This window comes from Rhizobium sp. SVR5-9E (genome assembly GCF_056755095.1).
The window spans coordinates 1-21,469 of the sequence record NZ_JBNDHS010000096.1; the positions used below are offsets into that span (position 1 = coordinate 1).

At 60.4% G+C, this 21,469-nt stretch carries 19 protein-coding genes and 4 pseudogenes; 6 read left to right on the plus strand and 17 right to left on the minus strand.

From position 1 onward, the window contains the following. The 9 genes from ACPYOJ_RS28415 to ACPYOJ_RS28455 form a co-directional block, all read right to left on the minus strand. A partial coding sequence (locus ACPYOJ_RS28415; RefSeq protein WP_481419229.1) for a putative quinol monooxygenase occupies window positions 1-351 on the minus strand: 351 nt, incomplete at its 3' end. Then, window positions 348-1,427: a Gfo/Idh/MocA family protein gene (locus tag ACPYOJ_RS28420; RefSeq protein ID WP_481419230.1), complete on the minus strand. Its 1,080-nt coding sequence runs from the start codon at window positions 1,425-1,427 to the stop codon at window positions 348-350. The genes ACPYOJ_RS28420 and ACPYOJ_RS28415, both read right to left, overlap by 4 nt. Before the next feature lie 2 nt (window positions 1,428-1,429). Next, window positions 1,430-2,284 (minus strand): fumarylacetoacetate hydrolase family protein, encoded by an 855-nt coding sequence (locus ACPYOJ_RS28425; RefSeq protein WP_481419231.1) that lies wholly within the window; start codon window positions 2,282-2,284, stop codon window positions 1,430-1,432. Continuing rightward, on the minus strand, window positions 2,285-3,223 hold the full coding sequence (locus ACPYOJ_RS28430) for a zinc-binding dehydrogenase (RefSeq protein ID WP_481419232.1): 939 nt from the start codon (window positions 3,221-3,223) through the stop codon (window positions 2,285-2,287). A gap of 82 nt (window positions 3,224-3,305) precedes the next feature. Beyond that, entirely contained in the window at window positions 3,306-4,124 is an 819-nt protein-coding gene (locus ACPYOJ_RS28435; protein WP_481419233.1) for an MBL fold metallo-hydrolase, read from the minus strand. 101 nt (window positions 4,125-4,225) lie between these two features. Further along, window positions 4,226-5,245 carry a substrate-binding domain-containing protein gene (locus ACPYOJ_RS28440; protein ID WP_481419234.1) on the minus strand — a complete coding sequence of 340 codons (1,020 nt, stop codon included), beginning with the start codon at window positions 5,243-5,245 and terminating at the stop codon, window positions 4,226-4,228. Between the two features lie 65 nt (window positions 5,246-5,310). Next, a complete protein-coding gene (locus ACPYOJ_RS28445) occupies window positions 5,311-6,330 on the minus strand; it encodes an ABC transporter permease (protein WP_481419235.1) in 1,020 nt (339 codons plus the stop codon). Then, window positions 6,327-7,859, minus strand: a complete 1,533-nt coding sequence (locus ACPYOJ_RS28450) for a sugar ABC transporter ATP-binding protein (protein WP_481419236.1) — start codon at window positions 7,857-7,859, stop codon at window positions 6,327-6,329. Before ACPYOJ_RS28450 ends, ACPYOJ_RS28445 begins: the two co-directional genes overlap by 4 nt. Before the next feature lie 4 nt (window positions 7,860-7,863). Next, window positions 7,864-8,802 carry a ketopantoate reductase family protein gene (locus ACPYOJ_RS28455; RefSeq protein ID WP_481419237.1) on the minus strand — a complete coding sequence of 313 codons (939 nt, stop codon included), beginning with the start codon at window positions 8,800-8,802 and terminating at the stop codon, window positions 7,864-7,866. Window positions 8,803-8,977: 175 nt separating this feature from the next. Between ACPYOJ_RS28455 and ACPYOJ_RS28460 the strand changes: the two genes are divergently transcribed. From ACPYOJ_RS28460 to ACPYOJ_RS28470, 3 genes and pseudogenes are all read left to right on the plus strand, one after another. Next, window positions 8,978-9,754 (plus strand): FCD domain-containing protein, encoded by a 777-nt coding sequence (locus tag ACPYOJ_RS28460; protein WP_481419238.1) that lies wholly within the window; start codon window positions 8,978-8,980, stop codon window positions 9,752-9,754. Window positions 9,755-10,006: 252 nt separating this feature from the next. Beyond that, window positions 10,007-10,144: pseudogene (locus ACPYOJ_RS28465) on the plus strand (IS5/IS1182 family transposase); the annotation flags it as partial. Window positions 10,145-10,147: 3 nt separating this feature from the next. Then, window positions 10,148-10,390 (plus strand): annotated as a pseudogene (locus ACPYOJ_RS28470) (IS5/IS1182 family transposase); the annotation flags it as partial. Here ACPYOJ_RS28470 and ACPYOJ_RS28475 read toward each other — a convergent pair. Next, entirely contained in the window at window positions 10,288-10,587 is a 300-nt protein-coding gene (locus ACPYOJ_RS28475) for a hypothetical protein (protein ID WP_481419247.1), read from the minus strand. The pseudogene ACPYOJ_RS28470 and the gene ACPYOJ_RS28475 sit on opposite strands and share 103 nt — an antisense overlap. A gap of 355 nt (window positions 10,588-10,942) precedes the next feature. Between ACPYOJ_RS28475 and ACPYOJ_RS28480 the strand changes: the two genes are divergently transcribed. After that, window positions 10,943-11,557: a TetR/AcrR family transcriptional regulator gene (locus ACPYOJ_RS28480; protein ID WP_481419239.1), complete on the plus strand. Its 615-nt coding sequence runs from the start codon at window positions 10,943-10,945 to the stop codon at window positions 11,555-11,557. A 149-nt stretch (window positions 11,558-11,706) separates the two neighbouring features. Beyond that, window positions 11,707-12,429, plus strand: a complete 723-nt coding sequence (locus ACPYOJ_RS28485) for an SDR family oxidoreductase (protein ID WP_481419240.1) — start codon at window positions 11,707-11,709, stop codon at window positions 12,427-12,429. Window positions 12,430-12,732: 303 nt separating this feature from the next. Here ACPYOJ_RS28485 and ACPYOJ_RS28490 read toward each other — a convergent pair whose 3' ends face one another. From ACPYOJ_RS28490 to ACPYOJ_RS28500, 3 genes are all read right to left on the minus strand, one after another. Beyond that, window positions 12,733-13,515: a sulfite exporter TauE/SafE family protein gene (locus tag ACPYOJ_RS28490; protein WP_481419241.1), complete on the minus strand. Its 783-nt coding sequence runs from the start codon at window positions 13,513-13,515 to the stop codon at window positions 12,733-12,735. A 312-nt stretch (window positions 13,516-13,827) separates the two neighbouring features. After that, window positions 13,828-15,123, minus strand: a complete 1,296-nt coding sequence (locus tag ACPYOJ_RS28495) for an epoxide hydrolase family protein (protein WP_481419242.1) — start codon at window positions 15,121-15,123, stop codon at window positions 13,828-13,830. Between the two features lie 124 nt (window positions 15,124-15,247). Beyond that, complete coding sequence (locus tag ACPYOJ_RS28500; RefSeq protein ID WP_481419243.1) at window positions 15,248-15,625, minus strand: DUF1127 domain-containing protein; 378 nt, start codon at window positions 15,623-15,625, stop codon at window positions 15,248-15,250. Between the two features lie 100 nt (window positions 15,626-15,725). Here ACPYOJ_RS28500 and ACPYOJ_RS28505 point away from each other — a divergent pair, with 100 nt between their 5' ends. After that, window positions 15,726-17,069: an aminotransferase-like domain-containing protein gene (locus tag ACPYOJ_RS28505; protein WP_481419244.1), complete on the plus strand. Its 1,344-nt coding sequence runs from the start codon at window positions 15,726-15,728 to the stop codon at window positions 17,067-17,069. Between the two features lie 154 nt (window positions 17,070-17,223). Here ACPYOJ_RS28505 and ACPYOJ_RS28510 read toward each other — a convergent pair. The 4 genes and pseudogenes from ACPYOJ_RS28510 to ACPYOJ_RS28525 form a co-directional block, all read right to left on the minus strand. Next, window positions 17,224-18,695, minus strand: a pseudogene (locus tag ACPYOJ_RS28510) (cyclic nucleotide-binding domain-containing protein). A 61-nt stretch (window positions 18,696-18,756) separates the two neighbouring features. Further along, complete coding sequence (locus ACPYOJ_RS28515) at window positions 18,757-19,908, minus strand: ABC transporter permease (protein WP_481419245.1); 1,152 nt, start codon at window positions 19,906-19,908, stop codon at window positions 18,757-18,759. Next, complete coding sequence (locus tag ACPYOJ_RS28520; RefSeq protein WP_481419246.1) at window positions 19,905-21,119, minus strand: ABC transporter permease; 1,215 nt, start codon at window positions 21,117-21,119, stop codon at window positions 19,905-19,907. Before ACPYOJ_RS28520 ends, ACPYOJ_RS28515 begins: the two co-directional genes overlap by 4 nt. 4 nt (window positions 21,120-21,123) lie before the next feature. Then, window positions 21,124-21,469: pseudogene (locus tag ACPYOJ_RS28525) on the minus strand (HlyD family secretion protein); the annotation flags it as partial.

Below are 21,469 nucleotides of genomic sequence, written 5' to 3' on the forward strand. Positions count from 1 at the left end.
TTCCTGCACAGTGTAAGCAAAGACGGTCTTTCTGGTCACCAGGTCGCGAGAGCGCTTGTCGAATTGGCGGAAGTGGTCCGAAGCAAGATGCAGGTCAAAGGCGGCCCGATCCTTGTAGATCTCATACAGAAAGACATGCGTTGGATCGGTTGCATCCGCCGGCGTCAACACATCGAAGCGCAGGCAATCCGGCTCGAGTTCGACGGAAATCGCCGCATTCTCACTAACCAGCTGATGGAATTCGGGAAAGGCGCCCTCGATGAGTTCGAACGTTACGGTGATCGCGAAGGGGGCGGCACCACCCCTTTGCCTCCATCGTCCTTGCGCCTTTTGCCGACCCGTTGTCGTCATTGCACCCTCCCGTCTGTCGGGAGGGCGCTGGCGCTTCCCTTCCACTGGGCGGGAACGATTGCCCGATATTCGGCGGCCGCACGATAGGCCGCGTCCACAAGGGCGTAGGTCTTGAGATTGTCCTCGCCCGATGTTTCGGCGGGGACCTGGCGCTGCAGACAATCGAGAAAATGGCGACAGGCCATGAAACAGCCTTCCTGCGAAACATGCCAGGGGTGGCTTGTCCACGGTCGCAAAACTGAGCCGATATCCTGCTCGGTGACTTTGCCGTGGCTTGTAATCCGCATCGACAATCCGCTGCGAACGACAATCGACCCGGCCTCTCCCTCGATTTCCAGCAATGTTTCCGGGAATGGGTCGGGATCGCGCCGCGCTTCATAGGTGCATTCGACCACGCTGACCGCGCCGCCGCGATGGTGCAGGAGCATCGTCGCCGTATCCTCGGCCCGCGCCTTGGGACTGCGGCGCTGGGTTTCGCAGGACATGCGCTCGACCTCGCCCATAAAGAAGCGTGCGACGTCAAGTACGTGGATGCCGACATCGGCGATCGCCAGCCGTTCGTCGTCATAGAGGTAGGGCTGCGTGCGATAGACGTCGAAGCCCGTTCGAAATGTTATGCGTGCCCAGCTCGGCGTGCCGATGGCGCCTCCGTCGATCACCCGCTTGACATGACGCATCGGTGTCTGGAAGCGAAAATTTTCATGAACCGCGAGCCACACACCGGCTTTCTGTGCTGCCTCGACGATGGCCACGCAGTCGTCCCAGCTCGGAGCGAAAGGCTTCTGCACGATGGTGGCGACGCCTTTCTCTATTGCCAGTTCGCAGAGCGCACGATGCGTGTCGTGGCGGGTAACGATGTCGACCGCGTCAAGCCGTTCGGTCGCAAGCAATGCCGCGGCATCGGTGTAGGAGGGAGCGCCGAATTCGCGGCCGGCCGCTTCGGCTTTGCCGACGTCGACATCACAGACCGCGGCAAGCACGGCTCCATCAGCCGAGAGGTCCTTCCACGCATTCAGATGGTTTTGCGCGTAAAAACCGCAGCCGATCACACCGATCCGGATCGCCCTCTTCGTCATCTCTATCTCGCAACGATCGGTGTTCTGAGGATGCCGATCCCATCGGCTTCGATCTCGACGACATCGCCGGCCTTCATGAAGATCGGGGGTTTCTGAAAGATGCCGACGCCAGCAGGCGTTCCCGTCGATACGATGTCGCCGGGTTCGAGCGGGATATATTGCGACAGGAAGGAAATCAGCCTCGGCAGTGAAAACAGCCAGTCTGAAGTGCTGCCGTCCTGCAGCGTCTTGCCGTTCAGCCGTGTCTTCAGCGCGACATTGTCGGGATGCGGCATCGCGTCTGAGGTTACGATGCACGGACCGATCGGCGAGAAGCCGGGAAAGTTCTTGCCGATGGTGATCTGATTGTCCTTGAATTGCACGTCGCGTGCCGAAATGTCGTTGAGCAGCGTGTAGCCGAAGATCGCCGGCACCACGTCGGCTTCCGTGGCCCTATGCAGTCTGCTGCCGATGACGGCGGAGAACTCCACCTCGTAATCCATCTGCTCGGTTCTATCGGGCTTTTCCACCGGCACGTCGGGTCCGACCACCGAAGTCGGCAGCTTGGCGAAGAAAAACGGTTCGGTCGGCATTTTCGCGTTGGGGTTTTCCTCGGCGTGGCCTTTGTAGTTGATGCCGGAACATAACACCTTGCCCGGACGGATCGGCGCTTCCAGCGTTACGTCGACCAGCGCGTAGCGCGGCGCCTTGGCAACACCGCTGCGGACATGATCCAGCATCTGCTTGCCGCCGAGCACGATCTCCATCACATTGCCGGCGATACCTGCTTCCGTCAGGCAAGCGACGTGATCGCCGTCGAGCACGCCGGCGTGATGAACATGGCCTCCCTCGCGATGGGAGAAGGTAACGAGCTTCATCTAGTCCTCCGGAATGAATACGGCCTTGTGGAAGGCCATTGGATTTGTTGCGAGTTTCTGGAAGACCTCGGGTGCCTCGCCAAGTGCGAAGGAACTTGCGATCTTCGGGTAGTGGATCTTGCCGGAAGCCAGCAGAGCCAGTGCCTCGGGAAAACAGTCAACCGATGCACGCGAGCCATGGATCGTCACTTCCTTGCGGGTGAAATCGAGGCCGGGGAAGGTGATCCCCTGACCCTTCTTGACCAGGCCGAGGATCACGATGCGTCCGCCGGCGGCGACCAGATCGATGGTTTCTTCCATCGCCGGCGCGGCGCCGGTCGCTTCCAGGACCACCGGCATGCCTTCGCCATTGGTGATTTCGCGCACGCGTTCAAGAAGACCAGCTCCACCGGCGATGGGTATCGCGCCGAGGTCTGCGGCAGTCGACAGGCGCTCTGCGGAGAGATCCGTCGCGTAGACCTTCGCGCCTAAGGCGCGGGCCACTTCGACGATCGCCAGGCCGATCGGCCCGACGCCGAGCACCAGCACGGTATCTTCTGAAGTAACCATGCCGCGGCGGCAGCCCTGCACGCCGATGGCGACCGGCTCGGCGAAGGCTGCCTCGAGATCGGTGAGGCTGTTCGGCACAAGATTCAGATTCTGAACCGGCGCCGTCACGAAATCAGCAAAGCCCCCTTCGCGATGGACGCCGACAATAGTCAGGTTGGCGCAGCAGTTGCGTTTGCCAATCCGACACGGATAGCAATGTCCGCAGCCGATGAACGGATCGACAACCACGCGTGTGCCGATCGCCGGGCCGGCGGTGCCTGCTCCATAGGCTTCGACGATGCCGGCAATCTCATGACAGCCGATCCTCGGATAGGTCACGTAGGGGTTCTTGCCGGTGTAGATGTAAAGGTCGCCGGCGCAAAGGCCGGCGGCCTTTACCCGGACTCGCATCTCCCCCGCTTGCGGCTCCGGCTTCGGTGCCTCAGCCACGCGGATCGAAAAAGGGGCGTCAAAGATTGCCGCTCGCATATCGTCAGGCCGCCTTGGCAGGTCGCACGACCTTGCCTTCGCAATCGAACTCGATCCAGTCGCCGGCGCGCAACAAATAGGGATCGGCAATCGCTTCGCCGCGTGCCCTGGCCTCGCGATGATGCTTCATGTATTCGGCAACGTACTTGTCGCCGTCGAGCGTAATGTAGTGGCAGGGCAGCACGGTCTCCAAGCCGAGCCATTGTGTGGCAAGCACGCCTTCGTAGGGGCTCATCTCGCCGGTCAGCATTTCACCCGGCATCGGAGTGAGATACAGGATTTCCTGCGGGTTGGCGATGCCAATACAGCCGACATTCGGCTTGTAGAGCTCGGCCTGCAGCTTGAGGTCCGAGAATATGGCCGTATCGCCGTAGTGGTAGAAGCGCAGATTGTCATCGGCATAGACGATGAACGCCATCGGCACGCCGGAAATAAACGAATTGTCCTTCAACCTGATCTGCGACCAATGATGGCATTCGACTGGCTGAATCTCGATGCCGGCCACCTTGACCCGGATGCCCCAGGTCGTGGCACGGATCTGGTTGGCGGGGATCCCGCGGTCCATCAGCCAAGCCTTCACCTCACCGCCGCAGACGACCGGACAGCCATATTTGGCGGCGATCTTATCAGTGTCGCCAAGATGGTCGAAGGCCGCGTGGCTGACGACGACGAGGTCGACATGATCGAACTCCGTCGACTTGGTCGCGGCACCCGGGTTCTGATCGAGAAACGGATCGCACAGGATACGCAAACCGTCGCGCGTCAGTATCTCGTATGCGGCGACGCCGTGGAAACGCATGCGGGTGGTGGGATGAAGTGCCATGTCAAATCCTCGGGTAGTGTTTGGCGTCCGGCGACGGGAGATCGTGCGCCGCCGTCCGCTGCGCGAGTCATGAACAAAGCTGGCTTTAGTCCAGGTTCAGACTATTTCACGTTCAGGGCCGTCAAGACTTTGTCGACATTGTCCTTGGTGACCAGCAGGACGCCAGTGTCGAGCGTGTCCGGGATCGGTCGGCCACCTTCTTTCGAAGAGAGCCCTGCCGACTTGAGCATGTTGTTGTTGTAGTCGTGCAGAAGCTTAACCGCATAGTAGATGAAGAGCTCACGGTTCTGCACGACGATGGCGTCGACCCAGCCTTCCTTGGCGGATTTGAAGAAGTCCGGGGTCTGCTCCATGGCCGTCACTTTGATGTCGCCGGGATTCTTGCCGGCTTCACGCAGTGCTGTGACGATGCCGGCACCGGATTCGGAATCGAATCCTGCCAGCCCGGCAATATCGGGATGGGCGGCAAGGATAGCCGCGGTGACCTGCGCCGCCTTCTGCGCATCGCCGCCGTCGTCCTCATTTGCGACGATCGTGTATTTTCCGCCGCCGTTAGCTTCGACATAGGCCTTAAAACCTGCAACGGCCTCACGCATGTTGCCAGCGTTGATGATCGACATCGATGCAACTTTGCCACCATTGGGCAGCATTTGCATCAGTTTCTTGGCCTGCGCGACGCCGACCTGGGTCCAGTTCGTGCCGATATAAGCCAGGCGGCCCGAATCCGGCAGGTCGCCGTCATCGACGACTGTTGGCACGCCCTGTTCCATGCATTTCTTGACCGACTCGGTCAGTGACGGGTCCCAGCCGCCGACGACGGAGACACCGCTCGGCTTTTGCGCGCAAACCTGATCGACCGCGGAGATGAAGCCGGGCACGTCGAAGTCGGTCGGTCCGGCAACGATTACCTTGACGCCGAGCTCATCGGCAATCCGCTTCATGCCAACATAGTCATACTGTACAAACAAAGGCAGGTTCGCCTTATTGGAGATCCAATAGTAGGTCTCCTTCGCATCGGCCGGTCCGAAAGACGATTCCTGCGCGCTTGCCGGAAACGTATTGAGCAGTGCGACGGCGGCAAATGCCGCGCCGGAGAGTATCGTTTTCATTATCGATTTCATGCCCATTTCCTCCTCAGTTTTCGTTGCCCCGGTTTCTGCCCGCATCCGGTAGTCGGAATGCCTCCTCAGGCGCGACCGCTGGTCTTGAAACGATCAAGCGAGACGGCAAACAGCAGGACCAGCCCCACCACCAACCCCTGCCAGAACACGCCGATCGCGTTAATGATCATGGCGTTCTCGATCAACGCGATGAAAAGCACGCCGAGAATGCCGCCGAGAATCGTACCTTCGCCGCCCTTCAGGCTCGCGCCGCCGAGCACGGTTGCGGTGATGACCTTGAGCTCGATGCCAACGCCGGCATTGACCACCGCGCTGTTGAGGCGGGCCGCACCCAGGACTCCGGCTAGGCCTGCCATCGCTCCCATGACGACGAAGCCAATCAAGATGAGCCGGTCGACCCGAATGCCCGAAAGTTGGGCAGCGCGTGGATTGCCGCCAATAAAATAGAACTGTCGGAAGAAGCGCGTGCGCGCCACCAGCCAACCCCCGACAATCACCAGCACCAGCATTGCCCAGAAGGGCGACTGGATCCTGAGCAGCGGGTCGGCGGCGCGACCGTATCGCGCGAACGCATCGGTGATCGGTGTGACGCCAGTGCCGGCGGTGACATAGGTCAGGCTGCGGTAAATGGTCAGAGTTCCAAGCGTCGCGATCAGCGCATTGATGCCAATGCGCGTGACGATCAACCCATTGATAAGGCCGCATAGAGCGCCCACCAGAATACCGATCAGGATCGCGACCTCAGCCGGCCAGCCCCACCAGCCGGCGACGACGCCGGCCCAGACGCCGGAAAAGGCAAGGGTCGAACCGACCGACAGGTCGAAGGTGCCGCCGATCATCAGCAGCATCATGCCGCAGACCAGAATACCGACGGGCGCGAGGTTGAGCAGCACCGCCCGCATGTTGGAGGCCGTCGGAAAATTATTCGGATAGACGATGCTCATCGCCAGCGCGAGTGCCACGACGAGCACAAAAAGCGTCAGTTCCCTGGAATCGGCGAGACGTCGCACCACACGCACGAAAAGAATCTCGTGTCGATGTTCGGCAGCCTCGGTTACCGGTTGTGTGACCTGCATTGTCATCATGCCCCTACCATTCCTGGTTCTTTGCGCACCTCTGCTACCGATTCCGTGTATTTGGTCGCGAGGCGCAGCACCTGTTCCTCGCTTGCCCCCTCGCCGGGTAATTCGCCGACGGTTCGGCCTTCCGCCATCACGACGATGCGGTCGGCGAGCGCCAGCACCTCTGTCAGATCCGACGAGACGACAAGCAGGGCGACGCCCCTATCCGCGAGCGCCCGCAGTAGCCGGTAGATTTCGGAGCGAGCTCCGACATCGACGCCGCGTGTCGGCTCGTCGACGATCAGCAGGCGCGGCTCCATCGCCAGCCATTTGGCCAGCAGGACTTTCTGCTGGTTGCCGCCGGAGAGGTTGCCGACGATCTGGCGAACGCTCGGCGTTGCGATGCGCAGCTCGTCGACGAAAAATTTGGCCAGGACCTCGGCCTTGCGGTTCGAGAAATTTGCACCTGTGGAAACCTTGGAAAGGACTGTCGCGGCGACATTGTTAATGATGTCCATGCCGAGAAACAGCCCAGCCGCCTTGCGGTCTTCCGGGACCATGCCGATGCCTGCATGTTTGCCGTCCCACGGACCTCGCGGATCAATCGCCTTGCCGCCGATGCGGATGGAGCCGCTGCGCTTGCGGCGTGCGCCGAAGATCGCCTCGCAGAATTCGCTGCGTCCAGACCCGATAAGCCCGGCGAGGCAGACAATCTCGCCAGCCCGCATCTTGATCGAGGCCGATCTCACGAGAGGCGGTGCGTCGATGCCTTCGGCTTCGAGCACGATGTCGCCGATCTCGCGGGTGGCCGCCGAGCGCGAGAAGTGCACGTCGCGTCCCACCATCAGGCGGATCAGTTCGTCCGTAGTGGTGTCGGTGACGCGGCGGGTGCCGGCAAGCTTGCCGTCCTTGAGAACGGTCACCGAATGACAGAGTGCAAAAATCTCGGCGAGACGGTGCGATACGTAGATGACGGAAACCCCGTTTCCTGCCAACCGGCGGACCACATCAAAAAGTTTTCCCGTTTCAGTAAGCGTCAATGCGGCTGTCGGCTCATCGAGGATCAGTATCCTCAAATCGCGCGATAATGCCTTGGCGATCTCAACGATCTGGGCTTGTGCCGGCGATAGAGCCGAAACTTTCAGTGCCGGATCAATGGCAACGCCGAGCTGGCCGATCAGCACTCTTGCCTGATCCCCCATGGCGCGGACATCGACCTGACCCAGCCATTGCGTTGGCTGCCTGCCAGCGAAGATGTTCTCTGCAACAGATAGCTGTGGAACGAGCGAGCCCTCCTGGTGGACGATGCCAATGCCGAGAACGCCGGCCGATTTCTCGTCGAACTCCCCTATTTCGTCGCCATCAATGGAGATGGAACCCTGGCTGCGCGAATAGACACCGGCGACAATCTTCCCGAGCGTGGATTTTCCGGCACCATTTTCGCCGAGCAGAGCGCGGATCTCGCCAACATCCACGCTCATTGAGACGTCATCGAGTGCCCGCACGCCGGGGAAAAACTTGGAAAGATCTTTGATTTCCAACCGCGGTGCCATGACACTATTGAGCCTTGGCTTGGAGGTAGTGGCGCTCGGCAGCCTGAATCATCCAGACCATCGTATCATTGTGCGGGGTCGGGACGCCAAAGCGCTGGCCGGCTGCCACGATCGCGCCATTAATGACCTCGATCTCGGTCTGCCGTTTGGCCTCCACGTCCTGTAGCATTGACGCCTTGCCACCCACAGCCTTCTCGAGCAGGCCGGTGATTGCAGCCCAGCGTTCATCGTAATCGAGCGCGATGCCTTGCGCGGTCGCCACCGCCACAACCTCCTCGAGAATGGCGGCCATTAGGCTCTTCGTGCCGTCGAAAGCGACGAGTTCGTGCGACATGAAATGCAACAGGCCGGCAACGGGCAGCGTGCAGGCATTCAGCGCCAGTTTCTTCCAGACCTCGTCGAGAATCCTGTCAGATTGGGTGGTGTCGATCTGGGCCGCGCAGAACGTTTCGATGATCTCACTGAGCCGTTCTGTCGGCTTGCCGGTAAGCTCACCAATATAGGTCATACCCGAACCGGGATGCTTGACGCGGCCGGGGGCCAGCAGCGTGCCGCCATGATAGGTCAAGCCAACCAGCACCCGGTCTTCGCCGACGATCGAGGCGATGCGCGGCGCGTTGCCCCACCCGTTTTGCAGGCTAAGCACCGCAGTGTCCCTTGCGATCATCGGTGCAGCGGCCCGAACGGCTGCTTCGGTGTGATAGCATTTGACGAAATTGATGATGAGATCGACCGGTCCGACACTGGCAGGATCGTCGCTCGCAGGCACAGTGATCACTGGCTGCGAGCCATCTTTCTCCTCTATGGTTAGGCCGCGGTCGTTGATCGCCGTCACCGCCTCCTTGGAGACATCGATCAGCGTCACGCGATTGCCAGCGCGAGCGAGATATCCTCCGAATATCCCACCCATAGCTCCGCCCCCGCCCAGAATCGCGATTTTCATTCAGAACTCCTCCCTAAGCGAAGATCAAGGTCACGAGACGCGAGACAAACTGCCGATGGGACTGCAGTTCGTCACTGCAGAGCGATGCTCGCGGCAATGCGTCTTCGTCTTCGATCTTCCGATTTAGAATTGCAAGCTATTGCATGGTTGTCAAGCATGATGGTATGAAAGGTCTATGGTCGACCCACTCATCATAGAACGAAAGAAACTCTTCGAGCATGTGGCTGCACATCTGGAGGGACAGATCCTATCCGGAAAACTGAAGCCTGGAGATCAGCTACCTCCCGAGCGCGATTTGCAATCGCGCTTCGGCGTCGGTCGCCCGGCTATTCGCGAAGCGCTGATCTCGCTGCAGAAGGCTGGTCTCGTTGAACTGACCAATGGCGCCCGCGCCAAGGTCTTGATGCCAACCGCCAGCCATATCTTCACGGGCATGGCGCCGGCCGTCCGACAGATGCTATCGACCGAGGAGGGCCAGCGTTCATTCCAGGGTGCCCGTATGTTCTTCGAGGTCGGCCTTGCGCGCGAAGCGGCACGCACTGCGACGCCTGAAGATCTAGACTCGTTGGGTGAGGCGCTGGAAGCCAACCGGCTGGCGATCGGCGATCGCGACGGGTTCACCAGCACAGACATAGCCTTTCACTTCGAACTCGCCCGTATCGCCCGCAACCTCGTCTTTGTCGCCTTGCATGACCAGATTTCGGAATGGCTGAAGGAGCAGCGTATTGTAACGCTGGCTGCCGATGGTCAGGAGCAGAGGGCCTACGAAGCCCATCGCGCTATCTATGATGGCATTGCAGCGCGTGACCCCGATCGCGCCGAACAGGCGATGCGCGAGCATCTGGATCAGCTGACAACGATGTTCTGGTGCCAGCGCTTAGGCGAGCACGACGCGGACGGATTGGAACAGGCGATCGCGACCAATGAACATCGGGATCATCGACGACGATAAAGCCGCGATCTCCCATGCAAATCGTTCCGGCTCGTCTCTACTGCGGATCAACGAACGCGCCCTGCAAGTTGGCGAGCGCCGTTTAGCCACGATGTTGAGGCCGACACGACCCCGGCTGATCTGATTAACCGTAGTATTGGTGCACAGATCCTTCATTGATCTTGGTTTAGGCGATCGGCAACCTCAATAACCATTTTAGCGCCGCCATGCCCTTCAAACACAACACCTCCCGTCGCCATCGACATCGAGAAGATGAAATTCAGGGTGACGAACTGGAAGGAGTATGAGGCTGGACTTCGTCGGCGAGGCAGCCTGACCTTGTGGCTGACACCGGAAGCCCTGTCGACCTGGCAAGCGCCAAAACGCAGGACCCGCGGCGGCCAGCCCCGAGGGGACCTGCATATCGCCGCAATCCGCAGAGACGGCCGGATGAAATGGCAGGCTTCCAACGGTTATGGCAGACGATCTCTCGTCGAGACCGCAATAGGACGGTACAGAGCCATCGTCGGTCGGCGCCTGCGGGCCCGCTCGTTTCACGCCCAACAGACAGAAGTTGTCATCGCCTGCGCCGTGCTCAACCGCATGCTCGCCTGCGCACGCCCGAAATCCGTCCGCTGCAAAGAAACTACCGCGTAGACAGCTCCATCAAAGACCGGCATCCATTCAAGTCCCGATCCCTGCACCAAAGCCGCCGGTGGAATGACATTCGGCATGATGGCGTCGAACGGGTCGGCCCTCGACTGATAACGCGTTGGCATGATCGTCGCCTCGTAACAGCGTGCCGGTTGGACATTCTTGGCGCCACAAGGCAAAACCAGATCGCAGATCGGCACCTATCGATCCACGACAGATCAACAATAAAAGTGGGCTGGTCGCTAACGCAACGGTTAGTTCGTGCCCGCAATAGGCAAAAAGCGGAAGCCCTCAAGTGTGCTCTTCGAACCTGCCAGAGGCGTTCGCCTTCGACATTTCGTCCTGTCCCATTGCGGGCCATTCATCTCCAAATGGAGCTTCGAGATTTTCGGACAAAACAGCTAGCCGTCTCTCCGTGAAACTCGTCAGGAACGCGGGATATCCATGGAACAGGGCAGGGGCGGAATCGGGCTTGCAGTATTGGAGCAGATGCTCTATTTCAAATTAGAGCGGATGATCTAAAATAATTTTCTGCGGTTGCAAGGATCAAGGAATATGGCGCGGCCTCGAGAGTTCGACGAGACCCACGTGCTGGAACGGGCGGCAGATGTCTTCTGGGCCAAAGGCTACGAGGCGACGACGACCCGTGATCTGACGCAGGTGATGGGCCTCACGCATGCAAGTCTCTACAATGCGTTCGGCGACAAGCGGGCGCTGTTTCTGCAGACACTCGATCACTATCTCGATCAGACCTTGCGGGAGCGCATTGACCGCCTCGAAGAGGCGTATTCGCCAGCGGTGGCGGTGCGGCAATTCTTCGTCGAGGTGTTGGAGCGTTCCCTGGCCGACCCGGAACATCGTGGCTGCATGTTGGTGAACAGCGCCATCGAGGCTACCCCGTCGGACCCGGAACTGCGGCACCTTGTTGCGAATGAGACGCGGATGATCGAAGATTTCTTCGTCCGTTCGGTGGCCGCCGGGCAATGCACCGGCGAGATACCGGCTGGGCAGCCGCCGGCCATCCTCGGCCGCCACCTGCTTGGCATGCTCATGGGGCTGCGCGTGCTGGCCCGAATACGCCCGGAGCGGGAGCTTCTCTACGGGCTTGTCGCACCGGCGTTGACCCTGCTTGGCCAGCCGTGGCCCATGCCGGAAGGAGTGCGGTCATGACCGGCCCTCCATGATCGGCGACACGGTCGGCTAGGCGACACCTTATCCTCTACGATTTCTGCCACCACGCACCGGCGCAAGCACGCCGGGCGACGGAGCCATGCCGATTTTCCGATGCACATAGCAACAACATAAATTCCGGAGCTTCCATGTCCAAGAGAACCTTCCTCGTCACCGGCGCCAGCAAGGGCATCGGCCGTGCCATTTCCCATCGTCTGGCAGATGCCGGCCACCATGTGGTCGGCCTTGCCCGCCGCGCCGATGACCCCGCCTTTCCGGGCACGCTCGTATCCGTCGACCTCACCGACCGCCAGGCGACCGCATCCATGCTGGCCAGCCTTGCCGATCGCCACTCCTTCGACGGCATCGTCAACAATGTCGGCTTCATCAAGCTTGCTCCGCTCAGCGCGCTTGCACTGGACGATCTCGACAACGCGTTCCGCCTCAATCTCACGCCCACGGTGCAAACGGTGCAGGCGCTCCTGCCGACGATGCGGGAAAAAGGCTGGGGGCGCATCGTCAATCTCTCCAGTCTGGTTGTCCTCGGCGTGACTGACCGCACCGCCTATGCGGCCGCCAAGAGCGCGATCATCAGCTTCACGCGCACGTGGGCGCTGGAATTGGCGCAACACAACATCACCGTCAATGCCGTCGCACCGGGACCAACCGAAACCGAAATGTTTCGAGAAAACACGCCTGCCGGCAGCGAGGCAGAAAAGCGCTTCCTGTCGATGGTACCGCTGAGGCGGCTTGGAAAGCCGAACGAGCTGGCGGCAGCCGTGACCTTCCTTCTCTCAGAGGATGCGGGTTTCATCACCGGTCAGACGTTGTTCGTCGACGGCGGTGCATCGGTCGGCAAAGCGCTTGTCTAACGTCGGGCCACGTCGCGCTCGGTGCGCCAGCATTGGATTAGCTGAACAGAAAAGGCCCGGCGGATATGTCCGCCGGGTCGATCACTTGTGCGATGGAAGCCGCCTGCCTATGCCTTGGCACGCCGGTTATACGAACTCGCCGGAGCTATACCCGCAAAACCCAACGGAGGCCAAGTGATGCAAAGCGGCAGGGGCGAAAGCGCGTCGCGCCAGTGCCATAGGCGTAACCAGGTCGATGTCGATGCAGCCATTGTCATTTGACACTCCTACCGACACAGGCAAACTGGAAGCTGCTGTTGGCGCTCATGCGACGAATCCCGATACGCCGTCCCACAACAATTTCATCGCGGTGACCACCAAGAGCCCGTAGCAGGCGCGATAAATCTGACGCTGGTCGAGCATTCCATGGAGTTTCCAGCCCAGCGACACGCCGCTTGGAACGGCGAACAGACAGATCACCATCAACATCCATAGCTCGGCAGTCGGCTTCACCAGCAGCAGCCACGGCACCGCCTTGGTCGCGTTACCGACGGTGAAAAACAGACTCGTCGTTCCCGCGTAGACCTCCTTGCTGAGGCCGAGCGGCAGGAGATACATCGCAAGCGGCGGACCGCCCGAATGCGCCACCATCGTGGTAATCCCCGAGGCAAGGCCGGCGGCGATCGCTTTCGGCGTCGAGCGCGGCCGCGTTACGACCTCTGCGCCCTTCACGAACCAGAGGCCGACAAAGATCAGGGTGGTCGCAGCCATCACCATCGCGATGGCGCGATGGTCGAGGACGCGAAACAGGAGGTAGCCGAACCCGATACCGAAGAGGAGCCCCGGCAGTAGCAGCAGCAGATCGGGCTTCGACCACGTCGATCGCTTCCAGTAGCGCAGAGCGTAAAGATCCATGACCACGAATAGGGGCGCGAGCAGTCCGCCGGCAGTGACCGGATCCATCACGATCGACAGCAAGGGAATGCCGATAATGGAAAAGCCGCCGCCGAACGCACCCTTCATGAGGCAGATCAGGAAGACGCCTGCGAAGGCGACGAGGATCGTGGCAATCGTCAGATCCGGAGCAACTGATGAGGAGGTTATCATCATAAGCTCGGCCGCTTGCGTGCGGCGATGCCGCAGACTGCCGCTTCAATCTCGGACGGCGCAAGACCAATGTCCCTCAATGCGTCGTCAAGTTCGCGAAGTCTTGCAATGGCGGCGCGACGAACAAAATAGCGCGCAATCCTCACCCAAGGGCCAGACCCATATGTCCCCTTGAGGCGAACGTTGGTTGAATTGCTTGCAGACATTTTCCTGTCTCCGATGGTTGCTCCAGGCAATGGGACGCCGTCGGCAAGAGCGCTTGTCGAGTGCTCCGCGCCTTCGGCTTGCCGTCGTGCAGCATGTGAAACTTGCTCAACGCAGCGAGTGGAAGGTCGCTCGCAGCTCTTCGCTAAAGGCCTGGGGCTGCTCCCAGGCGGCGAAATGCCCACCCTTGGGGAGCCGGTTGTAGTGGACGAGATTTGGATAGGCCTTGCGGGCCCAGCTTTCCGGTGCCGTGTATATCTCGTCCGGGAACGCGCTGACGCCCATCGGCAGTTCGACGCCCTTCGGTTGGAAGAAGGCGAGCTTGCTTTCCCAGTAAAGACGCGCCGATGAGACGGCAGTGTTCGTCAGCCAGTAGAGCGTGATGTTGTCGAGGATGTCGTCCCGCGTTAGCCCTTCATGCGCGCCGTCGAAGACGCGCGTGATCAAGTCACGGCTTCGATCGTCATGGTCAAGCATCCAAGCCGCCAGGCCGACCGGAGAATCCGTCAGCGCATAGAGGGTCTGCGGCCGGTTTGCCATTTCCTGGGCATAGCCGAGACCGTGTTTGTAGAAGAACGAAAGCTGCTTCCAGGCGTAAAGTTCGTCGGTGGAGAGGCCGGCCGGGGCAGGGCCGTCGGGGAGCGTTTTGGCGATCTCGTCCGGAATCGTCGCCGGCATGTTGGTGTGAACGCCGATCAACCCGGCCGGCCTGAGGAGCGCCATCTGCTCGGTGACTGCATTGCCCCAGTCCCCGCCCTGGGCGACGTAGCGCGTATAGCCGAGACGTTCCATCAGTTCGACCCATGCTCGAGCGATATGCTGGGGGTCCCATCCGGTGACGGTCGGCTTGCCCGAGAAGCCGTAGCCGGGAAGCGAAGGGATGACAACATCGAACGCATCCACTTCGGTGCCGCCGTGCGCAGTCGGATTGGTGAGGGGACCGATGATCTTGAGTTGCTCGATGATCGACCCCGGCCAGCCATGGGTGATGATCACCGGTAGCGCGTTCGCGTGCTTCGACCGCACGTGGATGAAGTGGATGTCGAGCCCGTCAATCTCGGTGATATAGTTTGGCCAGAGATTGATGCCGGCCTCTGCCTTGCTCCAGTCGTGATGATGTGCCCAGTAGTCGGCAAGCTTCTTCATCGTCGCAAGGTTCACGCCCTGCGTTGCGTCTGGCACTGTCTCGCGCTCAGGCCACTTCGCCGCCAGAATGCGGGAGCGCAGGTCGGCAAGCTGCTCTTTCGACGCGTGGAAGGTGAATGGGCGGATCTTCGGATCAGTAGCCGCGACGCCCGGCTTGGCGTTTGCGGTCATTGGGACGCTCAATGCGACTGCACCAGCGACCGTCGACGCCAGGAAATCGCGTCGACCTAACTTCATAGCATATGCTTTGCTGTTCATGTTCTCCCTCCTATCGTGCGGGAACCGCGACGGCTCGGACCCTGCCCGCGCAATGAAACTTGCTGTTGGGAAAGGCCTCGCTCGTCGATGTTCGTGAGCGCAATCGCATCGAGGCCGCGCTACATCACCTGTATAATCGTCTAAGTGAGGACCTACTTTCAGATGCGGAAGCAGTCATCAGTTCCGGCGCAGCCATGATCATATCCTCGCCCGGCATGAGGCCGTGCGCCGCCGCTTCGATCTCGGAACGCGCGAGGCCAATGTCCTTTAGTGCGTCGTCGTCGAGCTCGCGAAGCCTTGCAATGGCGGCGCGGCGGACGAAAAAGCGCGCAATCCTCTCCCAATGGGTGCTGAGTATCCAAAGACTTGCGTGGGGGCTCTTGGCTCCCGCAGGCCGGACGGTCGTTGAAACGGTTGCAGACATTTCTGGTCTCCAGTAGTTACGCCGCGGCAATGCGACGCCGTCGGTGCCAGCGCTTGTCAAGCGCGGCCGCGTGCACATTGCTCGCAGGTCTTAGTAATGCCCGGAGCAATCCGGTTGACGCAGACAGTATGCTTCAATAATGTCTCGGTTCAATCAAAACATTGATCTCGGTGCAATTATGTCGAAGTCTGAATATCTGAAGCTCGCTGACGTTATCGCCGCGGAGATAGCCGACGGCACGCTTAGGCCGGGCGACCGCCTGCCTCCGCAGCGAAGCTTTGCCTACGAGCGAAAGATCGCCGTTTCGACGGCGAGCCGCGTCTATGCCGAGCTATTGCGGCGCGGCATCGTGGTCGGCGAAGTAGGCCGGGGCACGTTCATCTCCGGCGACGCCAAACGCGGTGTGACAGCGCCTGGTGAACCCCGCGGCATCCGGATCGACTTCGAGTTCAATTATCCGATGCTTCCCGAGCAGACCGCGCTCATCGCAAAGAGCCTGGATGGCCTGGAGAAACCTGCCGCATTGGATCTGGCATTGAGACAGGCGACCAGCGTCGGATCACCGGCGATGCGAAGCATCGGAGCCACATACCTATCCCAAAAGGCATGGTCACCGGACGCCGATCAACTCGTCTTCACCGGCAACGGACGCCAGAGCATCGCCGCAGCGCTCGCCGCAGTGGTTCCCACGGGCGGCCGCTGCGGCGTGGAGGCTTTGACCTATCCCTTCATCAAGGGCATCGCCGCCAGGCTGGGCATTACACTGGTGCCGCTGGCGATGGACGAAGGAGGGGTGCGGCCTGACTCGGTGGAAAAGGTCCACAATGAGGCGCATCTCTCAGCGATCTACATCCAGCCGGCGATACACAATCCGCTGGGCGTAACGATGTCCAATGCGCGCCGCACCGATCTCCTGCGGGTTGTCGAAAAACTGAACCTTCCGGTTATCGAGGACAATGTCTACGGCTTCCTCGATGATGAGCCGCCGCTTGCCGCACTGGCGCCTGACTCCTGCATTGTCATCGACAGCCTCTCCAAGAAGGCCGCGCCCGGTCTGACGCTCGGCTTCGTCGTGCCGCCACTGCGGTTGCGTGAAACCGTGATGACCTCGGTGCGTTCCGGGGGATGGACCGCGTCAGGATTTGCCTTTGCAGCCGCACAGCGAATGATTGAGGACGGCACCGTTGCCGAGCTTGCAAGACTGAAGCGGCTCGATGCGCAGGCGCGTCAGAGGTTGGCTGTTGATCGGCTTTCAGGATTCGAAATCCAGGCCAACCAAAAATGCTATCATCTATGGCTGACGCTGCCAGCGCACTGGCGCTCGCAGACTTTCGTCGCAGCCGCAGCAAGGCGCGACATTGCCTTGACGCCTTCGACGACCTTCGCCGTCACGTCCGGCCATGCACCGAACGCGGTAAGGTTGGCATTGGCCGCTCCAACAATGGATCAGCTCGACACTGGCTTGCGTACACTGGCCGCGATGCTGAACGCACGGGAGGAGGATTTCTATTCTACGGAATAAGCGGAGTGGAAAAGCAGTCGATTGCAGATGAAAAGTATGAATCTGGCTAGCTATTATCTGCCCGCCCTGAACACCTCTTGGGATAGGCGGGATTGAACTCATCATAGCGGGGCCGCTTTGGATCGACACCGGTGCGCGTCGGTTCCACCTCCGATTAAGACAGCTGGAAGATTTGTCGGATCCGAGCGGCAAATGTCGTCGCTTCCGTGTCGCGTGCAAGGGGCTCGGTCGTTTTGGGGCCTTCGGCCTCAAGGCGCCGCGAGAGGATGAGCCCCAGTTCGTCGGCGAGGGCAGGGCGATCATGCATGAGTGCGGCGAGCCGATCCTGCTTGATTTCGTAGGCGACGACGAATGTCAGCGCTTTGACGCTCCCCGGTGCCGACGCACCCGTCAACATTCCCTCTTCTCCCAGGCAGTCGCCTGGCGAAAGGCGCATAAGCTCGATCTCCCGGTCGTCGTCTTTTCGCGTCATCGCGACGACACCGCTTCGTATCAGCATCAGGGAGGTGAGCTTGGAACCCTGTTCGACGATGATCGCGTCCTTGCGATAGGTCTGGCGCGTCATGCTCGCGGCAAGCGTCTCTTTCTCGTCCTCCGTCAAGGTCCAAAAGAGTGGTATTGCATTCCGTAGACGCCAGGCCGTGCTGGGATGCTGCGGGTAGCCGGGATCCTGCTCGTGGGCGACGCCGACTGGTACAGGCATCGCCAACGGCAGTCCTGCCGCCTTGCAATGCCGAAATGTGAGATCGTAGACCTCGTTAGTGGCAACCGGAATATGCGCCATGTCTCTCACCCGGCAACTTAGCTCCACCTCAACGGCTTGACCGTCGATGCCCTTGATGGTCACCGATGGCGCGTGCGATTTGAGAATGTTGTTCGAGCTGAACAAAACCGTCCGCATGACCTCCTCGATAGTGGCCGGCGGTGCTGGCGCTAGTCTTATCTTGATCGAGATGTCATGGCTCTCGTCCGGACTGCTGAGGTTGGTAAGATTCGCTTTCGCCAGCCGGCTATTCGGAATGGCGACGAGGTCGTTCGTACCGTTAAGGAGATGCGTCGCTCGCCAATTCGTTTCGATGACACGTCCCTCGACGCCGTCGTCAAGCACGATCCAATCCGCAACGGAGTACGGACGCCCCAGATTCATTGCGATGCCCGAGAACACATCGCTCAGCGTGCTCTGCAATGCGAGGCCGAGGATGTGCCCGAGGTAGCGATCAATGTGCCGACTGGGACGCTGAAGACATATGCAATGATGGAAAGGGCTGTTCCCAGGTAAATGAGCCCGACGACCAAATCCTGAAGGAGGCGGGCTTCGCGTGGTCTTCGCTCAAAAATCAGGAAGAGGCGAACCGAGCTGATCAGTACCATTGCGCCCCCGATCCACCAGACGGCTTTGGCGACGCCAATGAAGACGCGCCGTGACACATCTCCGGCATGGGTATCAGGCGCATATGGTTCGATACCGTGGTAAAGCAGCAGGGCCGTCAATGCGATCAGGAAAACGATGTGGGCGGTCAGCCTCCAGACAGGATGCCGACGAAGCATGAGTCGGCTGATCAGCAAGCCTATAACAGCCAGAGCGAATAGCTGAACGATCGGATCGGTCCAAAGGGTAATATTCATGGCGCGCCCATCCGAATTTCGACCGGCTTCGGCGTTGTTGCCCTTGCGGCGGCGCCGCCGGTCATGACGTGGTGTCCTTCCGTCCGGTCCTGCGCTCGAGGAGAACGGCGATTGCGCTGTAGCACAGGGCCAGTATCCACAAAGTCAGGAAGGGTTCGCGTACGTCCCGGATGGACGCGCCCAATTGGGCCACGGCGACGATTCCATTGATGGCGGAAGTGCTCGGCAGCAATACCGCAACGGCGTGAAGGAAGGGCGGGATCGCTTCCGTCGGCCAGGAAAAGCCAGCCAGAAACAGGAACGGTATGCCGAGGGCGGCTGAGACGAGTTGCACCGTTAGCGGATCGCGAAGCAGCCCGGCGAGGACCAGTCCTAAAGCACCGACGGCGAGGACGAAGGGCAGGGCGATCGTGAATATCGTCAGCGCCGTTCCCAGGCGCGGTATATGGTAGAGATAGGGGAGCGCGATCAGATAGAACGACACAATGACAGTTTCGAGGACGAGATAGGCCAACAGCTTTCCGGCAACGATCGCGGCTGGTCCTGCCGATGCAGTCAACTCGGCGCCTGCCTGATCGTTTCGGTAGGTGCCCAGCAGGCCGACCCCGATCAGCAAGGTTTGCTGAAGGATCAAAACGAAAGCGGCGGGTAGAATGTAAGTGGCATAGCCGCCCTGGGGATTGAACAGGGGCACTGCAGTCAGTGGCATGGGATCGGCCGCCGCAGCGGCGAGGACAGGGTCGACTTTGGCGGCAATGAGCCTGGCTGTTTCCACCTCCGCGCCCATCGTGCGCGCAACCGCCACGACGCCGCCCGACAAGCGCTGATAGATCAGGAAATAGCTCGCGTCGGCATAGAGAGCGATCGGCGCTTGTCGATGATGCAGCAGATCACGCTCGAAATATTGAGGGATCACAAGCACGCCAAACAGATTTCGAGCATAGACTGCCTGCCTGGCATTCGCCTGATCCGGAAAGACACTCGCTACAGCGACGTCTGCGGAGGCGTCCACGCGTCGGGCTAGTTCGCGGCTGCTTTCTGTTCCGTCCAGATCGACCACTGCGATCGGCACGTCGCGCAGCGCTTCCGTGCGATAGGGTTGCGGGTAGAATGCGGCATAGATGACCGATGCCACCACCAGAACCGCAAAGGCTGGCTTTAGCGAGAAAACGCGGCGAAGTTCGAGACGGCAGACTGTGAGGACAGACTTCATTCTGCCCTCCCTCCGACCGTCGCCTGCCTGAGCGGCCGAGTTCGGCGCCGTGCGCGAATGGTTTCCAGACGCAGGGCCGTCAGGCTTGCAAGCAGCAGCACCATGAATAGAAGCACCGCAATCGGCCTCCAGGAAAGATAGAGCGGCGCTCCTCTTATGGTTTGATCGATTCGAGCCATCAGATACCAAGTGCCGGGTATCATTTGTCCCCAACCATAGGCGAAGGCGTTCATGCCAATCCTCGGGAAGCCGATGCCCATGAAGCCAAAGGCCGGCGCCATCAACAAGGTGCCGATGCTGATCGCGCTTGCCATTGGACGAAGCAGCAACGCAAGCAGCACTCCGATGAACTGATCGGCAAGGATGAACAGGATGCCGGCAAGGATCAGCAGATAGCGGTTGCCGCGCAGGGGCATGTCGAGGATGTCGAAAAGAACCCAGTCGGCAATGCCGAGCACGACCAGAAATAACAGCGTATAGGGTAGGATCTTTCCGGCCATCGCGGGCCACAAGCCGCCCCCCAATCGCCTCAGCACGCGAAGGCGATGAGAGGTTTCCACGTCAAGGCCCACAGCATAGGCCATTGTGGTCACGACAATGACTTGCAGCACGCTCGGAAGCAACGCGGCCAACAGAAAATGCGCATAGTTCAGGGTCGGGTTGAACAGTGGGTTGATCTGAACGGGAATCGGCGTTAACGCGGCCTGCGCCGCCTCGAGCGGCTGCCCTTCTGCCGTTCGCAAGGACAGACGGATACCGGCAGCCACAGCCGGCACGGCGGAATTGATGCCACGTAACACGAGATTGCCCGAGGTCATCGTCTGCGTGTTGTAGAAGAAGACCACCTCCGGACGACGTCCGCCATAGACGTCGCGTTCAAGATTTCGGGGCAACATCAGCAGCCCGCGAACTTCGCCTGACAGGATCAAGTGCCTGCCTTCCGAAAGATCGCCGACATGCCGGGTCACGGCAGCATCGGGTGTCGCATCGACCGTGCGGACGATCGTCCTCGAGAGGTCAGTACCGTCAAGGTCGAGCACAGCAATGGGAAGCTGCGTGGCGAGGCCCGCACTGAACACAACAGCGAGAGACCCCATCAATAACAGCGGCAGAACGGTTGTCAGAAACAGCAGCAAGCGTCGACGCGCGAAGCGGTTGAACTCCCGCCTGAAAACCAAAAGGAAGCCGGGGCGCAGTCGCCCCTTCGCCATCATCTCAGTGCCCCGCGGGCGGCCATGAGGCGATGGCGCTCATGCCGGGACGCAGGCCCGGCATCGGGTTGACCGGGCTTGCCCGCACTTCGAAGGTGCGGAGGTCGAAATCACCTGTGGCGCGGGTGGCGCGCCAGGTCGCATATTGGCCCTGCGCATTGATCATTGTGACCTTGACGGGAATATTGGCGTCGCCCATTGCCGGCACGCCCACATCGAAACCGTCTCCAACCTTCAAGCCCCTCAGCAGGTCTTCTCGCAGGTTGAACGTGAACCACGGATTCTGCAGGTCGATCAACGAAAACAGCGGCGCGCCGGGCGAGAAGTTCTCCCCAAGTTCGGCTATACGC

What these genes read in the sequence shown, in the direction of transcription:
- ACPYOJ_RS28420 (WP_481419230.1), bottom strand. Translation starts at nt 1,427, where the DNA reads ATGACGAAGAGGGCGATCCGGATCGGTGTGATCGGCTGCGGTTTTTAC.
- ACPYOJ_RS28425 (WP_481419231.1), bottom strand. Translation starts at nt 2,284, where the DNA reads ATGAAGCTCGTTACCTTCTCCCATCGCGAGGGAGGCCATGTTCATCAC.
- ACPYOJ_RS28430 (WP_481419232.1), bottom strand. Translation starts at nt 3,223, where the DNA reads ATGCGAGTCCGGGTAAAGGCCGCCGGCCTTTGCGCCGGCGACCTTTAC.
- ACPYOJ_RS28435 (WP_481419233.1), bottom strand. Translation starts at nt 4,124, where the DNA reads ATGGCACTTCATCCCACCACCCGCATGCGTTTCCACGGCGTCGCCGCA.
- ACPYOJ_RS28440 (WP_481419234.1), bottom strand. Translation starts at nt 5,245, where the DNA reads ATGAAATCGATAATGAAAACGATACTCTCCGGCGCGGCATTTGCCGCC.
- ACPYOJ_RS28445 (WP_481419235.1), bottom strand. Translation starts at nt 6,330, where the DNA reads ATGATGACAATGCAGGTCACACAACCGGTAACCGAGGCTGCCGAACAT.
- ACPYOJ_RS28450 (WP_481419236.1), bottom strand. Translation starts at nt 7,859, where the DNA reads ATGGCACCGCGGTTGGAAATCAAAGATCTTTCCAAGTTTTTCCCCGGC.
- ACPYOJ_RS28455 (WP_481419237.1), bottom strand. Translation starts at nt 8,802, where the DNA reads ATGAAAATCGCGATTCTGGGCGGGGGCGGAGCTATGGGTGGGATATTC.
- ACPYOJ_RS28460 (WP_481419238.1), top strand. Translation starts at nt 8,978, where the DNA reads ATGGTCGACCCACTCATCATAGAACGAAAGAAACTCTTCGAGCATGTG.
- ACPYOJ_RS28480 (WP_481419239.1), top strand. Translation starts at nt 10,943, where the DNA reads ATGGCGCGGCCTCGAGAGTTCGACGAGACCCACGTGCTGGAACGGGCG.
- ACPYOJ_RS28485 (WP_481419240.1), top strand. Translation starts at nt 11,707, where the DNA reads ATGTCCAAGAGAACCTTCCTCGTCACCGGCGCCAGCAAGGGCATCGGC.
- ACPYOJ_RS28490 (WP_481419241.1), bottom strand. Translation starts at nt 13,515, where the DNA reads ATGATAACCTCCTCATCAGTTGCTCCGGATCTGACGATTGCCACGATC.
- ACPYOJ_RS28495 (WP_481419242.1), bottom strand. Translation starts at nt 15,123, where the DNA reads ATGAACAGCAAAGCATATGCTATGAAGTTAGGTCGACGCGATTTCCTG.
- ACPYOJ_RS28500 (WP_481419243.1), bottom strand. Translation starts at nt 15,625, where the DNA reads ATGTGCACGCGGCCGCGCTTGACAAGCGCTGGCACCGACGGCGTCGCA.
- ACPYOJ_RS28505 (WP_481419244.1), top strand. Translation starts at nt 15,726, where the DNA reads ATGTCGAAGTCTGAATATCTGAAGCTCGCTGACGTTATCGCCGCGGAG.
- ACPYOJ_RS28515 (WP_481419245.1), bottom strand. Translation starts at nt 19,908, where the DNA reads ATGAAGTCTGTCCTCACAGTCTGCCGTCTCGAACTTCGCCGCGTTTTC.
- ACPYOJ_RS28520 (WP_481419246.1), bottom strand. Translation starts at nt 21,119, where the DNA reads ATGGCGAAGGGGCGACTGCGCCCCGGCTTCCTTTTGGTTTTCAGGCGG.